Raw genomic sequence first — 14,592 nt, 5'->3', positions numbered from 1 at the left:
TGGCTACCTGGCGGTTCTACGCTCGCACGGTCCTACTCATGAACCACATTCACGTATCTGATTAACGTCCGATCGGAGTGCTCGATGAGTGGAAGATCCCGCATCGCCGTCCTTCTGACGGCCCTGGCGGCCCTCGGAGCCGTCCTGGTCCCGTCCGCGCACGCGGCCGGCCCGGCCGGCCGGGTTCCGGACACGGCCGTCCTCGACGGCACCCGCCTCCAGCGGACCAGGGCCGACCTCGCTCACGGCGACCCGCAACTCCGCCGCGCCCTCAAGGACTTGACGACCCGCGCCGACGCCTGGCTGGACCAGGGCCCCTGGACGGTCGTCGACAAACCGAAGCCCGCCCCCGGCGGCGACGTCCACGACTACCTGAGCCAGGCCCCCTACTGGTGGCCCACCACCACGCCCACCGCCGACAACCCCTGGGGCTGCCCCTACGTCCAGCGCGACGGCCGGCGCAATCCCGAGGTGGACAGCGGCACCGACCGCCAGGACGTCGAGAAGGTCTTCGACTCGACGTACGACCTCTCCCTCGCCTGGTACTACACGGGCCGCCGGGAGTACGCCGAGAAGGCCGGACAGGTCCTGCGCACCTGGTTCCTGGACCCGGCGACCCGGATGAACCCCAACCTGAACCACGCCCAGTTCATCCCGTGCAAGTACGACGGCCGGTCCATCGGCATCATCGACTTCTCCCAGTCGTACACGAGCGTGGTCGACGCCCTGGCGATCCTCGGCACCGGCGCACCCGGCTGGAGCGCCGCGGACCGCGCGGGGATGCGTGGCTGGAACACGGACTTCCTCGGCTGGCTGACGAACAGCGGCTTCGGCAAGGAGGAGGGCGCCGCCGCCAACAACCACGGCACCTTCTACGACATGCAGCTCGCCGCTCTCGCCTACGCGACCGGCGACAAGGCGCTGGCGAAGAAGACCGTGCTGGACGCGCGGGCGAAGCGCATCGATCCGCAGATCGCGGGCGACGGGAGCCAGCCGCAGGAGCTGACCCGCACCCGGAGCTGGCACTACTCGACCTTCGACCTGGTCGCCTACACCCGGCTGGCGGCGATCGGCCGGCATGTCGGGGTGGATCTCTGGACCTATCGAGGGCCTGCCGGACAGGGCCTGTTCAAGGCCGTCGACTACCTGCTGCAGGCCGCGACCGGAGCCGCCGCCTGGACGCACCCGGAACTGGAGTTCCACCGCTACGCGGCGACCGACGTCGTGCACGCGGCGGCCGACGCGGGCGACAGGGCGGCCCAGCGGGCGGTACGACGGCTGGAGGCGCCGCCCGGCGGCGACCTCTGGGAGCTGCGGCCGGCCGCCGAGCAGCTGGACTCGATCGCGGGCTGACGGCACCCGCGGAGGGGGTTCCTGAGCGCTCGCTTAGGATGGTGCCGTACCCGATGCTCAGGAGCCCCACCCGTGACCGCCGAAGCCCCGATGGCCCCCGCCCTGTCCTACGGCCGGCTGATCCCGGTCACCGTCCACTTCGACGACCTGGACGCGCTCGGGCTGCTGCACAACGCCCGCTACCCGGTACTGGTCGAGCGGGCCTGGGCCGAGTTCTGGCAGGGGCACGGCTTCGCCTTCGAGGGCGACTGGGCCGCCGCCGAGGACGCCTGCAACGCGGTCAAGGAGCTCCGGATCGGCTACGAGGCACCGGTCACGAGGCCGGGCACCTACGCCGTCCACCTCTGGCTGGAACGGCTCGGCAACACCGGCCTCACCTACGGCTTCCGGTTCTGCTCGGAGGACGGCGCACTCACCTACGCGCGGGGCGCCCGGGTCCTGGTCCGGCTGGACGCGGCCACCCTGCGCCCCGCCCCGTGGAGCGAGCCGTTCAGGGCCGTGGGTCGGGAACTGCTGCGGCCTGCGGACTGACCTTCGACCGGCCGCCCCGCTCCCCGGCGCGCAGCACGCCCGCGAACCCCACCAGACCCAGCGCCAGCACCGTGACCAGGCAGAACGACACCACCAGGCTGGTCGCCTGGGCCACCCCGCCGATCAGGCTGGGCGCGATCAGGCCCGAGGTGTAGGTGATCGTCGCCACGCCCGCGATCGCCTGACTCGGGTTCGGCCCGGCGTGCCCCGCCGCCGCGAAGCACAGCGGTACGACGACCGCGATGCCGAGGCCCATCAGCCCGAACCCGGTCATCGCCACCGCCGCGTTCCCGGCGAGGACGACCAGCAGACCGCCGAGGGCCGCCAGCACACCCCCGGCGCGCACGGTGCGGACCGCGCCGAACCGGTTCACCACCGCGTCCCCGCTGATCCTGGCCACCGCCATGGCCAGCATGAACCCCGTGGTGGTGGCCGCCGCGAGCCCGGCCGAGCTGTCCATCCGGTCCCGGAGGAACACCGCCGACCAGTCCAGGCTCGCCCCCTCCGCGAACACCGCGCAGAAGCCCACCGTGCCGATCAGCAGCGCCGACCGGGGCGGCAGCGTGAACCGCGGCGGCGGCTCCTCGTCCTCGCCGGGCTGGATGTCGAGGACCCAGCCCGCGGCCAGCACGCCGAGCACGGTGAGGACGGTCGCCGCCAGCGCGAAGTGCACCCGCGCGTCCGTGCCCAGATGCGCGGCGAGGGTGCCCGCCGCCGATCCGAGCAGGGTGCCCGCGCTCCACATGCCGTGCAGCCCCGACATGATCGACTTGTCGAGCAGCCGCTCGATCTCCACGCCGAGCGCGTTCATCACCACGTCCGCCATGCCCGCGCTCGCGCCGTACACGAACATCGCCAGGCACAGCGTGTAGAGGTTCGTCGCGAGGGACGGCAGGACCAGCGACAGCGTCCACATCGCGATCAGACCGCGCAGGGCCGTGCGGCTGCCGAACCGGTGGCTGATCCGGCCCGCCAGCGGCATCGAGCACGAGGCGCCGAACGCCGTGAACGCGAGGGCGAGGCCCAGCTGTCCCGAGCCCAGGCCCGCATGGTCCTGGATCCACGGCACCCGGGTCGCGAACGAGCCGGTGACGGCACCGTGCACGGTGAACACGGCCGCGACGGCGAACCGCGCGCGCCTCACCTCGTGCTGCTCGTGGGCTGCGTCATTCATTGTTCTTCATCTTCCTGCCCCTCCCCGGGTGGCTGCCGCCCCGCTGCACCGCCGTAAACTATCAGGGACCCTTCCTGATAGATAGATGAACATACGGCCGTCCTGGCCCGTGCCGATCTGGGAGGATGCCCGCCATGCCCGCCTCACCGAGTACCGCCCGGGCCATCAACGACCGGCTCGCCCTCGACCTGCTCCAGCAGGAAGGTCCGCTGACGGCAGGCCAGTTGAAACAGCTGACCGGGCTGTCCCGGCCGACCGTCGCCGACCTGGTCGAGCGGCTCACCGCGTCCGGCCTGATCACGGTGGTCGGCGAGGCCGGTGAGCAGCGCCGGGGTCCGAACGCCCGGCTGTACGGCATCGTCGCCGACCGCGCGTATCTGGCCGCGCTCGACGTCCGTACCGAGAGCGTCTCGGTGCTGGTGTCCGACCTGGTGGGACGGGTGCTGGCGGAGGGCTCGGTGCCGGTCGGCCCGGAGACCGGGACGGCGTCGGCGGTCGAGCAGGCGGTGGAGCTGGTCGAGCGGGCGGTGAAGGAGGCGGAGGTCTCCGGCGAGGGGCGGCTGCACACCGTCGGCATCGGCGCGCCCGGGCTCGTCGACCCCGGTACCGGCGAACTCCGCGACTCGGCGGGCCTGCCAGGCTGGCACCGCCGACTGGTCGCGGCCCTCCAGGAACGCTTCCCGCAGGCCCGGGTCGGCGTCGAGAACGAGACCAATCTGGCCGCCCTCGCCGAGCAGCGGGAGGGGGTCGCACAGGACCGTGACACCTTCGTCCTGCTCTGGCTGGGCGACAGCTGCGGCGCCGCCGTCGTCCTCGACGGCCGCCTGCGCCGGGGCGCCTCCGGAGGCACGGGCGAGATCGGCTTCCTCCCGGTACCGGGCACGACCACGCTGCCCTCGGCGACAGACTGCTCGGGCGGCTACCACTCCCTGGTGGGGGCGGCGGCTGTCGCCGAACTGGCGGCGGAGTACGGGCTGGTGGGGGAGGCGGTGCGGCTCGTCGAAGAGGGCGCGCATGGAGCGCCCCAAAGGGGCGCGGGGAACTGCGCGACCAGCCACGACGCACTCGCAGCCGACCGAGGACCCGACCAGGCGCACTCTGTCCGTTTCCTCGACGCCCTCGCCGACCGCATCGCCCTCGGCGTCGCCGCGATCGTTGCGATCCTGGACCCCGGCTGCGCAGTCCTCGGCGGCGAGATCGGCGCGGCCGGCGGCGCGGCGCTCGCCGCGCGGGTCGAGGAACGGCTGCGCCGGATGTCACCGCTGGCCACCGAGGTCCGGGCGAGCGCGCTCGGCGGTGCGGCCGTCCTGCGCGGCGCCCTCCTGACCGCACGGGAGCGTGCGCAGGACGAGCTGTTCGCACCCCCGGACCGGGTGTGAGCGACCCGGCGACGGGCAAGGGCCGTCGTCACCGTCGCCGGGCTCGTCCGCACCCTAAAAGGACTAGACCAATAGGGTCAATAGATAGGGAATGAAGTCAAGATCCCTGGTCCGGGGGCCAGTTGGGCACATGATGGGCCGTCAGGGAAGTCCAGCGACCACAGCTGTGAGACACCCCACATGATTCCCTTGCATAGACCACCACCGGGCGTGGCAGACTGGCCGTGTACCAGAAGCAGCGCACTCCGGGGTCGGTGAAAGTCCGAACCGGCGGTTATAGTCCGCGACCCGTCCGCTTCCAGCGGCCGGTTGACCAGGTGAAATTCCTGGACCGACGGTTAAAGTCCGGATGGGAGGCAGTGCGCGGCGGGCGAGCATGTACATGTGCGCGCCGCCGTATCTGGTCTCGTCCGTGACGGGCGGGACCTTGTCGGCGTCGCCCCAGTGTGCTCACCCGTACATTCTGTCGTCCGTCGACAGGCCCCGGAGTCCGTGCCCCGTTGAGGCAGGAGGACCCGGGAAGTGTTCACCGGAATCGTCGAAGAGCTGGGTGAGATCACCGCCGTCGAGAACCTCGGCGACGCCTCCCGTTTCAGGCTCCGTGGCCCCGTAGTGACCCAGGGCGCACAGCACGGCGACTCCATCGCCGTGAACGGCGTCTGTCTGACCGTCGTGGAGCACGAGGGCGACGAGTTCACCGCCGACGTCATGGCGGAGACCCTGCAGCGTTCCTCCCTCGGCGCCCTGGGCGTCGGCTCCCGCGTCAACCTGGAGCGCCCCACCGCCGTGGGCTCCCGCCTCGGCGGCCACATCGTGCAGGGCCACGTCGACGGCACCGGTCAGGTGCTGGCGCGCACGCCCTCCGAGAACTGGGAGATCGTCAAGGTCTCGCTCCCGGCCGACCTCGCCCGCTACGTCGTCGAGAAGGGCTCCATCACCGTCGACGGCATCAGCCTCACGGTCGTGGAGGCAGGCCCGGACTACTTCACCGTCAGCCTCATCCCGACCACCCTCGACCTGACCACGCTCGGCCGCAAGCAGCCCGGCGACCCGGTCAACCTCGAGGTCGACGTCGTCGCCAAGTACGTGGAGCGGCTGCTCGCGAGCGCGCAGGGAGCGGGCAAGTGAGCTGGCTGAACTCCGAGGCCTTCGTCCTGTTCGGCCAGCACATCCTCTGGTCGGACATGATCGGCAACATCCTCGGCCTGATCGCCCTCGCGCTCGGCTGGCGCCGCAACCTGTGGAGCTGGCCGGTGCAGTTCGCCTCCGGCCTGATCCTCTTCGGCGCCTTCTTCGGCCACCTCACCGGCAGCGCCGGCAAGCAGGCCGTCGTCATGACCGTCGCCCTGTACGGCTGGTGGCAGTGGAACCGCAACAAGGGCCGGGCCGAGGACGGCGGTGACGGCCACATCACCCCCCGCTTCGCCACCTGGCGCGAGCGCGGCGCGATGGTCGCCGCCGCGGCCGTCGGCACGGTCGCCGTCGCCCTGCTCTTCAAGGCCTACCCGTCCCTGTCCTGGGACCCCTGGCCCGACGCCTACATCTTCGTCGGCACGATCGTCGCCATGTACGCCCAGGCCCGCGGCATGGTCGAGTTCTGGATCGCCTGGCTCCTGGTCGACGTGGTCGGCGTCCCGCTGAACTTCGCCAACGGCTACGCCTTCTCCGGCTTCGTCTACGTCATCTACGGCGCGCTCGTCCTGTGGGGCATGCGCGACTGGTGGCTGCGCTCCCGCCAGGGCACGCGGCCCGCTCTGGAAGGAGCACCCGCATGACCGCGGCACCGATTCTCTACAGCACCGACGGCATGGACGACCTCACGCTCGACCCCGTCGAGCAGGCCATCGCCGACATCGCGGCCGGCCGCCCGATCGTGGTCGTCGACGACGAGGACCGCGAGAACGAGGGCGACCTCGTCATCGCCGCCGAGAAGGCCACCCCCGAGATCATCGCCTTCATGATGAGCGAGTGCCGCGGCCTGATCTGCGCCCCCATGGAGGGCGCGGAACTCGACCGGCTCCGGCTGCCGCAGATGGTCGACGACAACACCGAGTCCATGAAGACCGCGTTCACCGTCTCCGTGGACGCCTCCGCCGCGCACGGTGTCACCACCGGGATCTCGGCCGCCGACCGTGCGACCACCCTCCAACTGCTGGCGAGCGGTGCTGCCGAGCCGTCGGACTTCGTCCGCCCCGGCCATGTCTTCCCGCTGCGCGCCCGGCCCGGCGGCGTCCTGACCCGCAACGGCCACACCGAGGCGGCCGTCGACCTCGCCCGGCTCGCCGGCCTGCGCCCGGCCGGCACGATCGTCGAGATCGCCGGCGAGGACGGCCGGATGCTCCGCCTGCCCGAGCTGATCCCGTTCGCCCGCAAGCACGGCCTGACGATCATCTCCATCGCGGACCTGATCACCTACCGGCGGGCCGCGGCCGAGCCCACCGTCCGCCGCGAGGCCGAGGTCAGCCTGCCCACCAAGCACGGCACCTTCACCGCGTACGGCTACCGCTCCACCACCGACGGCGTCGAGCACGTCGCCCTCGTCCACGGCGAGATCGGCGACGGCGAGGACGTCGTGGTCCGCGTCCACTCCGAGTGCCTCACCGGGGACGTCTTCGGCTCCGCCCGCTGCGACTGCGGCCCCCAGCTCGACGCCGCCCTGGACCGCATCCAGGAGGAGGGCCGGGGCATCGTCGTCTACCTCCGCGGACACGAGGGGCGCGGCATCGGACTGCTGTCCAAGCTGCGCGCCTACGAACTCCAGGAGCGCGGCCGCGACACCCTCGACGCCAACCTCGAACTCGGCCTGCCCGCCGACGCCCGCGACTACGGCGCAGGCGCCCAGATCCTGACCGACCTCGGCGTGCACAGCGTGCGCCTGATGACCAACAACCCCGACAAGACGGACGCACTGCTCAGCCATGGCCTCAAGGTCAGCGGCCGGGAGCCGATGCCCGTACAGGCGGGCGAGCACAACCTCCGCTACCTGCGCACCAAGCGGGACCGGATGGGCCACGACCTGCCCTGGCTGGACACACCGACACTGGCTGCCTCTGCGGCCGCGTGCGCGTCCACCTGTGGCAACCAGTAAAGAAACAGCACTGAGGAGAGACGTGAGCGGCAAGGGTGCACCGGAGTTGTCCGTACGCAATGTCAGCGACCTGCGGGTCGCCGTCATCGCGGCCCAGTGGCACGAGAAGGTGATGGACGGACTGGTGGACGGCGCCCTGCGCGCCCTGCGCGACCTCGGCATCGACGAGCCGACCCTGCTCCGGGTCCCCGGCACCTGGGAGCTCTCGGTCGCCGCCAAGGTGCTCGCCGGACGCGGTTACGACGCGGTGGTCGCCCTCGGTGTCGTCATCCGCGGCGGCACCCCGCACTTCGAGTACGTGTGCCAGGGCGTCACCCAGGGCCTCGCCCAGGTCTCCGTGGAGACCGGCGTCCCCGTCGGCTTCGGCGTGCTCACCTGCGACAACGAGGAGCAGGCCCTGGACCGGGCGGGTCTTGAGGGCTCCCACGAGGACAAGGGCCACGAGGCGGTGACGGCGGCGGTGTCGATGGCGGCCACCCTCCGCTCAGTATCTGAACCCTGGCACTGAGCGACGCGGCAATTGGCGTAGTCTGGCGCTCACCATGTCCAACAAGACTTTCGAGGAGCTCTTCACCGAGCTCCAGCACAAGGCCGCCCACGGCGACCCCGCCACGTCCCGCACCGCAGAACTGGTCGGCAAGGGCGTCCATGCCATCGGCAAGAAGGTCGTCGAAGAGGCCGCCGAGGTCTGGATGGCCGCCGAGTACGAGGGCAAGGAAGCGGCCGCCGAGGAGATCTCGCAGCTCCTCTACCACGTCCAGGTGATGATGGTCGCCCGCGGTATCTCGCTGGACGACGTCTACGCCCACCTGTAAGCCACCCGCCGTACACCCCCTTCAGAGCAAAGGAAGCCGACCTCATGCTGCGCATCGCCGTCCCCAACAAGGGTTCCCTCTCAGGCCCTGCGGCGGACATGCTGCATGAGGCCGGCTACCGGCAGCGGCGGGAGTCCAAGGAACTCCGCATCGTCGACCCGGTCAACGACGTCGAGTTCTTCTACCTCCGCCCCCGAGACATCGCGATCTACGTCTCCTCCGGCCGCCTCGACATCGGCATCACCGGCCGTGACCTGCTCGTGGACTCCGGCGCCAACGCCGAGGAGATCCTGCCGCTCGGCTTCGCCCGCTCCACCTTCCGCTTCGCCTCCAAGCCGGGCGCGGCGGACGGCCTGGCGGACCTCAAGGGCAAGACGGTCGCCACCTCCTACGAGGGCATCGTCGCCAAGCACCTCGCCGACAGCGGCGTCGACGCCTCCGTCGTCCACCTGGACGGCGCCGTCGAGACCGCCATCGAGCTGGGCGTCGCCGAGGTCATCGCCGACGTCGTCGAGACCGGTACCAGCCTGCGCAACGCGGGCCTGGAGGTCTTCGGCGAACCGATCATGCAGTCCGAGGCGATCGTGATCCGCCGCACCGGTGCGGACATCGAGGAGCCCAAGGTCCAGCAGTTCCTGCGCCGCCTCCAGGGCGTCCTGGTCGCCCGGACCTACGTGATGATGGACTACGACTGCCGCGTCGAGCAGCTGGAGAAGGCCGTCGCCCTCACTCCGGGCCTGGAGTCGCCGACCGTCTCCCCCCTGCACAACGAGGGCTGGGTCGCCGTCCGCGCCATGGTCCCCACCAAGGACGCCCAGCGCATCATGGACGACCTGTACGACCTCGGCGCCCGCGCCATCCTGACCACGGCCATCCACGCCTGCCGCCTCTGAGGGGCCCGCGAGAGATGTCCGAGCTTCCCGTGTTGCCCGTCACTTTCCGGCCGGGCCACACCCGCGTGATACTGCTCACCGCGGGCCTGGCGATATTCGTCACCATCTCCGCGGTCGCGCTGCTCCTCGAACAGCTCGGCCCGGGGGAGAAGCTCAGTTTCGTCGTCACCGGCGCGCTGATCTTCTGGGTGCTGGCCCAGCTGGCCCGGGTCAAGGTGGTCGCCGACGAGACCGGTGTCACCGTGGTGAACATCGCCGGCAAGAGGCGGCTGGAGTGGGCGGAGATCCTGCGGGTGAACCTCCGCCCGGGTGACCCGTGGGTGTTCCTCGACCTCAGCGACGGCACCAGTCTGCCCGTGCTGGGCATCCAGCCGGGCGTCGCCAAGCAGCGCGCGATCGCCGACGCCAAGGCCCTGCGCGCCCTCGCCGAGGCCCACGCGGTCCGCGACCCCGAGCAGCATCAGGGCTGAAATCACGCAACTTCGGGGCCGCCTCCGGGCCGTCGACCCTGCCGCAATGGCCCATGTCTTGATTAATCTGTTGGCGGAGGCTTTTCACGTCCCGCCTTCGCCCCTGTCGCGCGCCCCGCGCACAGGGGTTCCTGCTACCCGAGGAGTGACCCTCTCCGGCGATGGACGGATCGTCCTGTAGTACCTGCGCCGCCCCCTCCCGACATACCGCGGACTGCCTTTTCGCAGTCCGTGAAGGTTCGGAGGCGGCGGCATCATGACCACCCCCCTGCTGCTCCTGGCAGCCGCGTTCCTGCTCATCCTGGCCAACGGCTTCTTCGTGGCCGCCGAGTTCGGTCTGGTGACCGTCGAGCGCCCGGAGGCCGAGAAGGCCGCGGCCGACGGCGACAAGCGCGCCCGTACGGTCGTCGAGTCGCTGAAGGAGCTGTCCTTCCAGCTCTCCGGCACCCAGCTCGGCATCACCATCACCTCCCTGGTCGTCGGCATGCTCGCCGAACCGGCACTGGCCGCGCTGCTGCGCAGCCCGTTCAGCGCGATCGGCCTCCCCGAGGGCGCGGTCTCCGGTATCGCCGTCGTCGTGGGCATGCTGGTCGCCTCGGCGGTCCAGATGGTGATCGGCGAACTCGTACCCAAGAACTGGGCGGTGTCCAAGCCCCTCCAGGTCGCGCGCTTCGTCGCAGGCCCGCAGGCCCGCTTCTCCCGCCTGTTCCGCCCGGTGATCGCCGCGCTGAACACGGTCGCCAACCGGCTCGTCCGAGCCCTGGGCGTCGAACCCGCCGAGGAGCTGGCCTCCGCCCGCACCCCCGGCGAGCTCGTCTCCCTGGCCCGGCACTCCGCCCAGGCCGGCGCGCTGGAACAGGACACGGCCGACCTGTTCGTCCGCACCCTGTCCCTGGGCGAGCTGACCGCACAGCACGTGATGACCCCCCGGGTGAAGGTCAGCGCGCTGCAGGACTCGGCGACCGCCGAGGACGTCGTCAACCTCACCCGGGCCACCGGTCTGTCCCGCTTCCCGGTCTACCGGGAGAAGATCGACGAAATCGTCGGCATGGCCCACCTCAAGGACGCACTGGCGGTCCCCGTGCACGAACGCCTGCACACCCCGGTCGGCCGTATCGCCCGCCAGTCCCTCCTCGTCCCCGAGACCCTCCCGGTCCAGCCCCTGCTGGCCCGGCTGCGCTCGGAACAGCCCATCGCGGTCGTCGTCGACGAGTACGGCGGCACGGCCGGGGTCGTCACCCTGGAGGACATCGTCGAGGAACTCGTCGGCGAGGTCCGCGACGAGCACGACAGCCCGGACGCGCCGGAACTCGCGGCCGCTCCGCCGCAGGACGGCAAGCCCGCCTGGGACGTAGACGGCAGTGTCCGCGTCGACATCCTCCAGCGGATAGGCCTGGACGTGCCCGAGGGCCCGTACGAGACGGTCGCCGGCCTGGTCGCCGACCTGCTCGGCCGGATCCCGGCGCCGGGCGACCGCGCGGAACTGCCCGGCTGGCGGCTGTCCGTCCGCCGCGTGGGCCACTACCGCGCCGAGCGCGTCCGCATAGTCCGCACCGCCCCCGCCGTCGCGGAGGCCGCCCGATGAGCGTCCTCCAACTGGTCTTCGCCGGCCTGCTGGTACTGGCCAACGGCTTCTTCGTGGGCGCGGAGTTCGCCCTCGTCTCGGTCCGCCGCAGCCAGATCGAACCCCTCGGCACGGCCCGGGCCCGCCAGGTCCTGTACGGCCTGGAACGCCTTCCGCAGATGATGGCCGCGGCCCAGTTCGGCATCACGGTCTGCTCCCTCACGCTCGGCGCGGTCGCCGAGCCGACGGTGGCGCAGCTGCTGGAACCGCTGTTCGAGGCGGTCCACCTGCCGGACGGCATGATCCACCCCTTGGGCTATGTGATCGCGCTCGCCGCAGTGGTCTTCTTCCACCTCGTCATCGGCGAGATGGTGCCGAAGAACCTGGCGATGGCGGCGCCGGAGAAGGTCGCGCTGTGGCTGAGCCCCGGCCTGGTGGCCTTCGCGCGCGTCTGCCGGCCGATCACGGTCGCCCTCGGCGCCTGCGCCCAGGGCATCCTCAAGCTCTTCCGGGTGGAGCCGAAGGACGAGGTCGAGGCCGTCGTCACCAGCGAGCAGCTCAACCGCCTCCTGGAGGACTCCGGCCAGGCGGGCCTCCTCGACCCCGAGGAGCAGGAGCGCCTGGAGGACGCGCTGGAGCTGGGCTCCCGCCCGGTGACGGACGTCCTGCTGCGCCGCGAGTCCCTGATCACGGTCCCGCCGTCGGTCACCCCGGGCCAGATCGTCGAACTCACGGCCCGCACCGGCTACTCCCGCTTCCCGGTGGCGACCGAGTCCGGGGCCTTCATGGGCTACGTGCATGTGAAGGACGTCCTGGACCTGGAGGACTCGGACCGGGCGGTCCCGCAACAGATATGGCGCCCGATGACGACCCTCCGGGCGGAACTCCCGCTCGACGACGCGCTGACGGTGATGCGCCGAGCGGCGACGCACCTGGCGCAGGTCGCCGACGGGAAGGGCCGGGTGCTGGGGCTGGTCGCGCTGGAGGACGTACTGGAACTGCTGGTGGGCGAGGTCACGGACCCGGCACACCGGGAGAGGCCGCCGACGCGGACTCCGGAGCCCCGGTCCAGCGGCGAGCCGGAGGAGGTCCTGGCCGGCTGACGGTCGTGGGGGAGCCGAAGGAATCGACGGTGGGCTGAGCGTCGCGGGGAGCTGCGGGCCGGTGGGGGCTGGTCGCGCAGTTCCTCCCCCAGCCTCTGGCCGGGGGTACCCCCAGCGCCCCTGACAGGGCGCTGCAGTCGCCGTTCCTTTTCAGTTCACGCAGCTGCGGGCATGCGTGCCTCCCCCAGAGGGGGGACCCCCAGGGCGGCACGGGTGGGCGCGGCGGCACCCTGCCAGCGCCGGTAAGTGAACCCCCCCGCCCCCACTCACCCGCACTTACATCCCGGCCGACGGATCCTGCGGCCCCCGCCCCGACAGCACTTCCCCGTACGCCTGCATCAGGTCCGGCAGGCGCAGTGTGGCCAGGTCGTCCCGGGACAGCACCCCGGGATACGTCGACAGCCGCAGATCCCGGTACGCGCAGCTCTTCTCGTACAGCGTGCGCAGGAACCGCCCGTTGCCCAGCTCGTCGATCCACCCCTGATCGACCACATGCCCGGCGATCGACCGCAGCTCGTCCAGCGCCTCCTCGTCCCACGCGTCACCGTTCTCGGCGGCCAGCACCTCGCCGATCGAGGTCAGTTCGAGGGGCCGGTAGGACGGGAAGTCGACACGGGTCGTGAAGCGGGAGGAGAGCCCCGGATTGGCGGCCAGCAGCCGGTCCATGCCCTCCGGGTAGCCGGCCAGGATCACCACCAGGTGGTCGCGGTTGTCCTCGGCCCGCTTGAGCAGCACCTGCAGGGCTTCGTCGCCGTACGCGTCACCCTTGCCGTAGCCCGAGTTGGAGAGCGAGTAGGCCTCGTCGACGAAGAGCACGCCACCGATCGCGGAGTCGATCAGTTCGTTGGCCTTCACGGCGGTCTGGCCCAGGTACTCGCCGACCAGGTCCGCCCGCTGCGCCTCCACCAGATGGTCCCCGCCCAGCAGCCCCAGCGCGTAGAACACCCGCCCCAGAATCCGCGCGACCGTGGTCTTCCCGGTCCCCGACGGCCCCGAGAAGACGAAGTGGCGTTTCGGCGGCTGCACCGGCAGCCCTTGCCCGGCCCGCAACCGCGCCATGTTCAACTGCGCGGAAAGCGCCTTGACCTGTCGTTTCACGGGTTCGAGCCCGACCATGCGCTCAAGTTCGGCGAGCGCCTCCTCAAGTAACGCGGGGTCGGTCGGCCCGGCGGGCAGCGGCGGCGACGGCACGGCCTTCTCACGCACCGCAGGGTCGATCACCGACGGCATCGCCCCGGCCGGCGGCTCCGGATCGCCGAGCCGCAGATCGCGTCCCTCCATGCCGAACAGCGGGTCGAGCATGTCCGGCCCGTCCACCACGTCCTGCCCGGCACCGGTGAGTGTGATCGCCGCGAAGTCGGCGTCGTCGTCGTACCCGTCGCCCTCGGCTATCGCGGCCAGCCGCGCCGAGGTGTCCATGAACGCGGGGTCGACCCGGTGCACGGCCCGGTAGAGGGGGAGGGCCGCGGCGCTGCGGCCGGTGCCCTCGTGGGCCCGCGCCAGCCAGTAGCGCAGTTCCTTGCGCTGCGGCTGCTCGCTGCGGCAGCGCATCAGCGCGGCGGACAGATGCGGTTCCGCCTGGCCGTACATTTCGAGGCGGACCCGGGCCATCCCGCCGAAGAGTCCCGCCTCGATACCGAGCATGGGGTCGTCCATGAGCGGGTCGGTGTGCCGGACCAGCTGCTCCCAGTCCTTGACCAGATAGGCCCGGCAGGCGTGCAGGAAGCGCACCTGAGGGTCGGCGTCCACCGGCGGGAGCCCGGCGAGGGCCCGGTCGAGCTCCGGGACGTGCCGGCCGTCCAGCCAGTGCGAGGCATGGGCAAGCAGCAGGTCGCGCGGGCTCTCGAGGACCGGCTGCACCCACCAGCCCAGCCAGTACCAGGAGTTGAGCGTGCGCCGGTGCCGGCCGCGCTGTTCGCCGAAGCGGTCCCGGTGCCGGAACATGCGCAGCAGCGCGGTCGTCGTGTCCACGCGCAGCGCGTGCAGCCCGAGCCAGGCGTCGGCCATCCCGGGATCCATCCGCACCGCGGCGCGGAACTCCTCCTCGGCCTGCGGATAGGCGCCCATCGTGTAGGCGTCCACGCCTCGCAGCCAGGCGAGGTCGGCCGGGGCCTCGGGGCCCTGCGTGCCGAAATCCATCACGTCCCCCACAAACCGTGCCCCCGTGGTTGGCCCCCGGGCTCCCCCGATGGCCGCCGTTGGTCGAACCGCTGTGCCGCGGA

Annotated in this window: 14 protein-coding genes and 1 riboswitch; of the genes, 12 read left to right on the top strand and 2 right to left on the bottom strand. The window is 71.4% G+C overall.

Annotated features, from left to right (window positions below; all coding sequences use genetic code 11):
- The first annotated feature begins 84 nt into the window (after positions 1-84).
- Together ACIRR9_RS19635 and ACIRR9_RS19630 are read left to right on the top strand one after the other, a co-directional pair.
- The gene (locus ACIRR9_RS19635) at positions 85-1,353 is read left to right on the top strand and encodes an alginate lyase family protein (protein ID WP_403753245.1); all 1,269 of its coding nucleotides are present in this window, start codon (positions 85-87) and stop codon (positions 1,351-1,353) included.
- 72 nt (positions 1,354-1,425) lie between these two features.
- On the top strand, positions 1,426-1,884 hold the full coding sequence (locus ACIRR9_RS19630; RefSeq protein WP_403753242.1) for an acyl-CoA thioesterase: 459 nt from the start codon (positions 1,426-1,428) through the stop codon (positions 1,882-1,884).
- Here the strand turns inward: ACIRR9_RS19630 and ACIRR9_RS19625 are convergent.
- Positions 1,844-3,058 (bottom strand): MFS transporter, encoded by a 1,215-nt coding sequence (locus ACIRR9_RS19625; RefSeq protein WP_403753239.1) that lies wholly within the window; start codon positions 3,056-3,058, stop codon positions 1,844-1,846. The two genes, ACIRR9_RS19630 and ACIRR9_RS19625, sit on opposite strands and share 41 nt — an antisense overlap.
- 134 nt (positions 3,059-3,192) lie before the next feature.
- On the opposite strand from ACIRR9_RS19625, the gene ACIRR9_RS19620 reads away from it, so the two are divergent.
- The 10 genes from ACIRR9_RS19620 (at position 3,193) to ACIRR9_RS19575 (ending at position 12,370) form a co-directional block, all read left to right on the top strand.
- Positions 3,193-4,437 (top strand): ROK family transcriptional regulator, encoded by a 1,245-nt coding sequence (locus tag ACIRR9_RS19620; RefSeq protein WP_403753236.1) that lies wholly within the window; start codon positions 3,193-3,195, stop codon positions 4,435-4,437.
- A gap of 236 nt (positions 4,438-4,673) precedes the next feature.
- Positions 4,674-4,804: riboswitch (FMN riboswitch) on the top strand.
- A 155-nt stretch (positions 4,805-4,959) separates the two neighbouring features.
- Positions 4,960-5,565 (top strand): riboflavin synthase, encoded by a 606-nt coding sequence (locus ACIRR9_RS19615; protein WP_365343077.1) that lies wholly within the window; start codon positions 4,960-4,962, stop codon positions 5,563-5,565.
- Positions 5,562-6,212: a nicotinamide riboside transporter PnuC gene (pnuC, locus tag ACIRR9_RS19610; RefSeq protein WP_403753233.1), complete on the top strand. Its 651-nt coding sequence runs from the start codon at positions 5,562-5,564 to the stop codon at positions 6,210-6,212. The genes ACIRR9_RS19615 and pnuC overlap by 4 nt, the downstream gene beginning before the upstream one ends.
- Positions 6,209-7,525, top strand: coding sequence for a bifunctional 3,4-dihydroxy-2-butanone-4-phosphate synthase/GTP cyclohydrolase II (locus ACIRR9_RS19605; RefSeq protein WP_403753230.1), 1,317 nt, complete (start codon positions 6,209-6,211; stop codon positions 7,523-7,525). Before pnuC ends, ACIRR9_RS19605 begins: the two co-directional genes overlap by 4 nt.
- A 22-nt stretch (positions 7,526-7,547) precedes the next feature.
- Positions 7,548-8,033, top strand: a complete 486-nt coding sequence (gene ribH, locus ACIRR9_RS19600; RefSeq protein WP_403753226.1) for a 6,7-dimethyl-8-ribityllumazine synthase — start codon at positions 7,548-7,550, stop codon at positions 8,031-8,033.
- Positions 8,034-8,067: 34 nt separating this feature from the next.
- Positions 8,068-8,340 carry a phosphoribosyl-ATP diphosphatase gene (locus ACIRR9_RS19595; RefSeq protein WP_030946750.1) on the top strand — a complete coding sequence of 91 codons (273 nt, stop codon included), beginning with the start codon at positions 8,068-8,070 and terminating at the stop codon, positions 8,338-8,340.
- Between the two features lie 44 nt (positions 8,341-8,384).
- Positions 8,385-9,233, top strand: coding sequence for an ATP phosphoribosyltransferase (gene hisG, locus ACIRR9_RS19590; RefSeq protein WP_403753223.1), 849 nt, complete (start codon positions 8,385-8,387; stop codon positions 9,231-9,233).
- Positions 9,234-9,247: 14 nt separating this feature from the next.
- Positions 9,248-9,703, top strand: a complete 456-nt coding sequence (locus ACIRR9_RS19585) for a PH domain-containing protein (protein WP_403753220.1) — start codon at positions 9,248-9,250, stop codon at positions 9,701-9,703.
- Between the two features lie 256 nt (positions 9,704-9,959).
- Positions 9,960-11,288, top strand: a complete 1,329-nt coding sequence (locus tag ACIRR9_RS19580; protein WP_403753217.1) for a hemolysin family protein — start codon at positions 9,960-9,962, stop codon at positions 11,286-11,288.
- Positions 11,285-12,370, top strand: a complete 1,086-nt coding sequence (locus tag ACIRR9_RS19575; RefSeq protein ID WP_365343091.1) for a hemolysin family protein — start codon at positions 11,285-11,287, stop codon at positions 12,368-12,370. Before ACIRR9_RS19580 ends, ACIRR9_RS19575 begins: the two co-directional genes overlap by 4 nt.
- 276 nt (positions 12,371-12,646) lie before the next feature.
- On the opposite strand, the gene ACIRR9_RS19570 is transcribed toward ACIRR9_RS19575, so the two are convergent.
- Positions 12,647-14,509 carry an AAA family ATPase gene (locus ACIRR9_RS19570; RefSeq protein WP_403753214.1) on the bottom strand — a complete coding sequence of 621 codons (1,863 nt, stop codon included), beginning with the start codon at positions 14,507-14,509 and terminating at the stop codon, positions 12,647-12,649.
- Positions 14,510-14,592 lie beyond the last annotated feature (83 nt).

The organism is Streptomyces sp. NPDC101234 (genome assembly GCF_044767525.1).
GTDB classification, from domain to species: Bacteria; Actinomycetota; Actinomycetes; order Streptomycetales; family Streptomycetaceae; genus Streptomyces; species Streptomyces sasae.
This window is presented reverse-complemented; position numbering and strand designations above follow the sequence as displayed.

Bases quoted from the DNA above. Each gene is read 5' to 3' on its own strand.
- ACIRR9_RS19635 (WP_403753245.1), top strand. From the start codon at position 85: ATGAGTGGAAGATCCCGCATCGCCGTCCTTCTGACGGCCCTGGCGGCC.
- ACIRR9_RS19625 (WP_403753239.1), bottom strand. From the start codon at position 3,058: ATGAATGACGCAGCCCACGAGCAGCACGAGGTGAGGCGCGCGCGGTTC.
- ACIRR9_RS19620 (WP_403753236.1), top strand. From the start codon at position 3,193: ATGCCCGCCTCACCGAGTACCGCCCGGGCCATCAACGACCGGCTCGCC.
- ACIRR9_RS19605 (WP_403753230.1), top strand. From the start codon at position 6,209: ATGACCGCGGCACCGATTCTCTACAGCACCGACGGCATGGACGACCTC.
- ACIRR9_RS19595 (WP_030946750.1), top strand. From the start codon at position 8,068: ATGTCCAACAAGACTTTCGAGGAGCTCTTCACCGAGCTCCAGCACAAG.
- hisG (WP_403753223.1), top strand. From the start codon at position 8,385: ATGCTGCGCATCGCCGTCCCCAACAAGGGTTCCCTCTCAGGCCCTGCG.
- ACIRR9_RS19585 (WP_403753220.1), top strand. From the start codon at position 9,248: ATGTCCGAGCTTCCCGTGTTGCCCGTCACTTTCCGGCCGGGCCACACC.
- ACIRR9_RS19580 (WP_403753217.1), top strand. From the start codon at position 9,960: ATGACCACCCCCCTGCTGCTCCTGGCAGCCGCGTTCCTGCTCATCCTG.
- ACIRR9_RS19575 (WP_365343091.1), top strand. From the start codon at position 11,285: ATGAGCGTCCTCCAACTGGTCTTCGCCGGCCTGCTGGTACTGGCCAAC.
- ACIRR9_RS19570 (WP_403753214.1), bottom strand. From the start codon at position 14,509: ATGGATTTCGGCACGCAGGGCCCCGAGGCCCCGGCCGACCTCGCCTGG.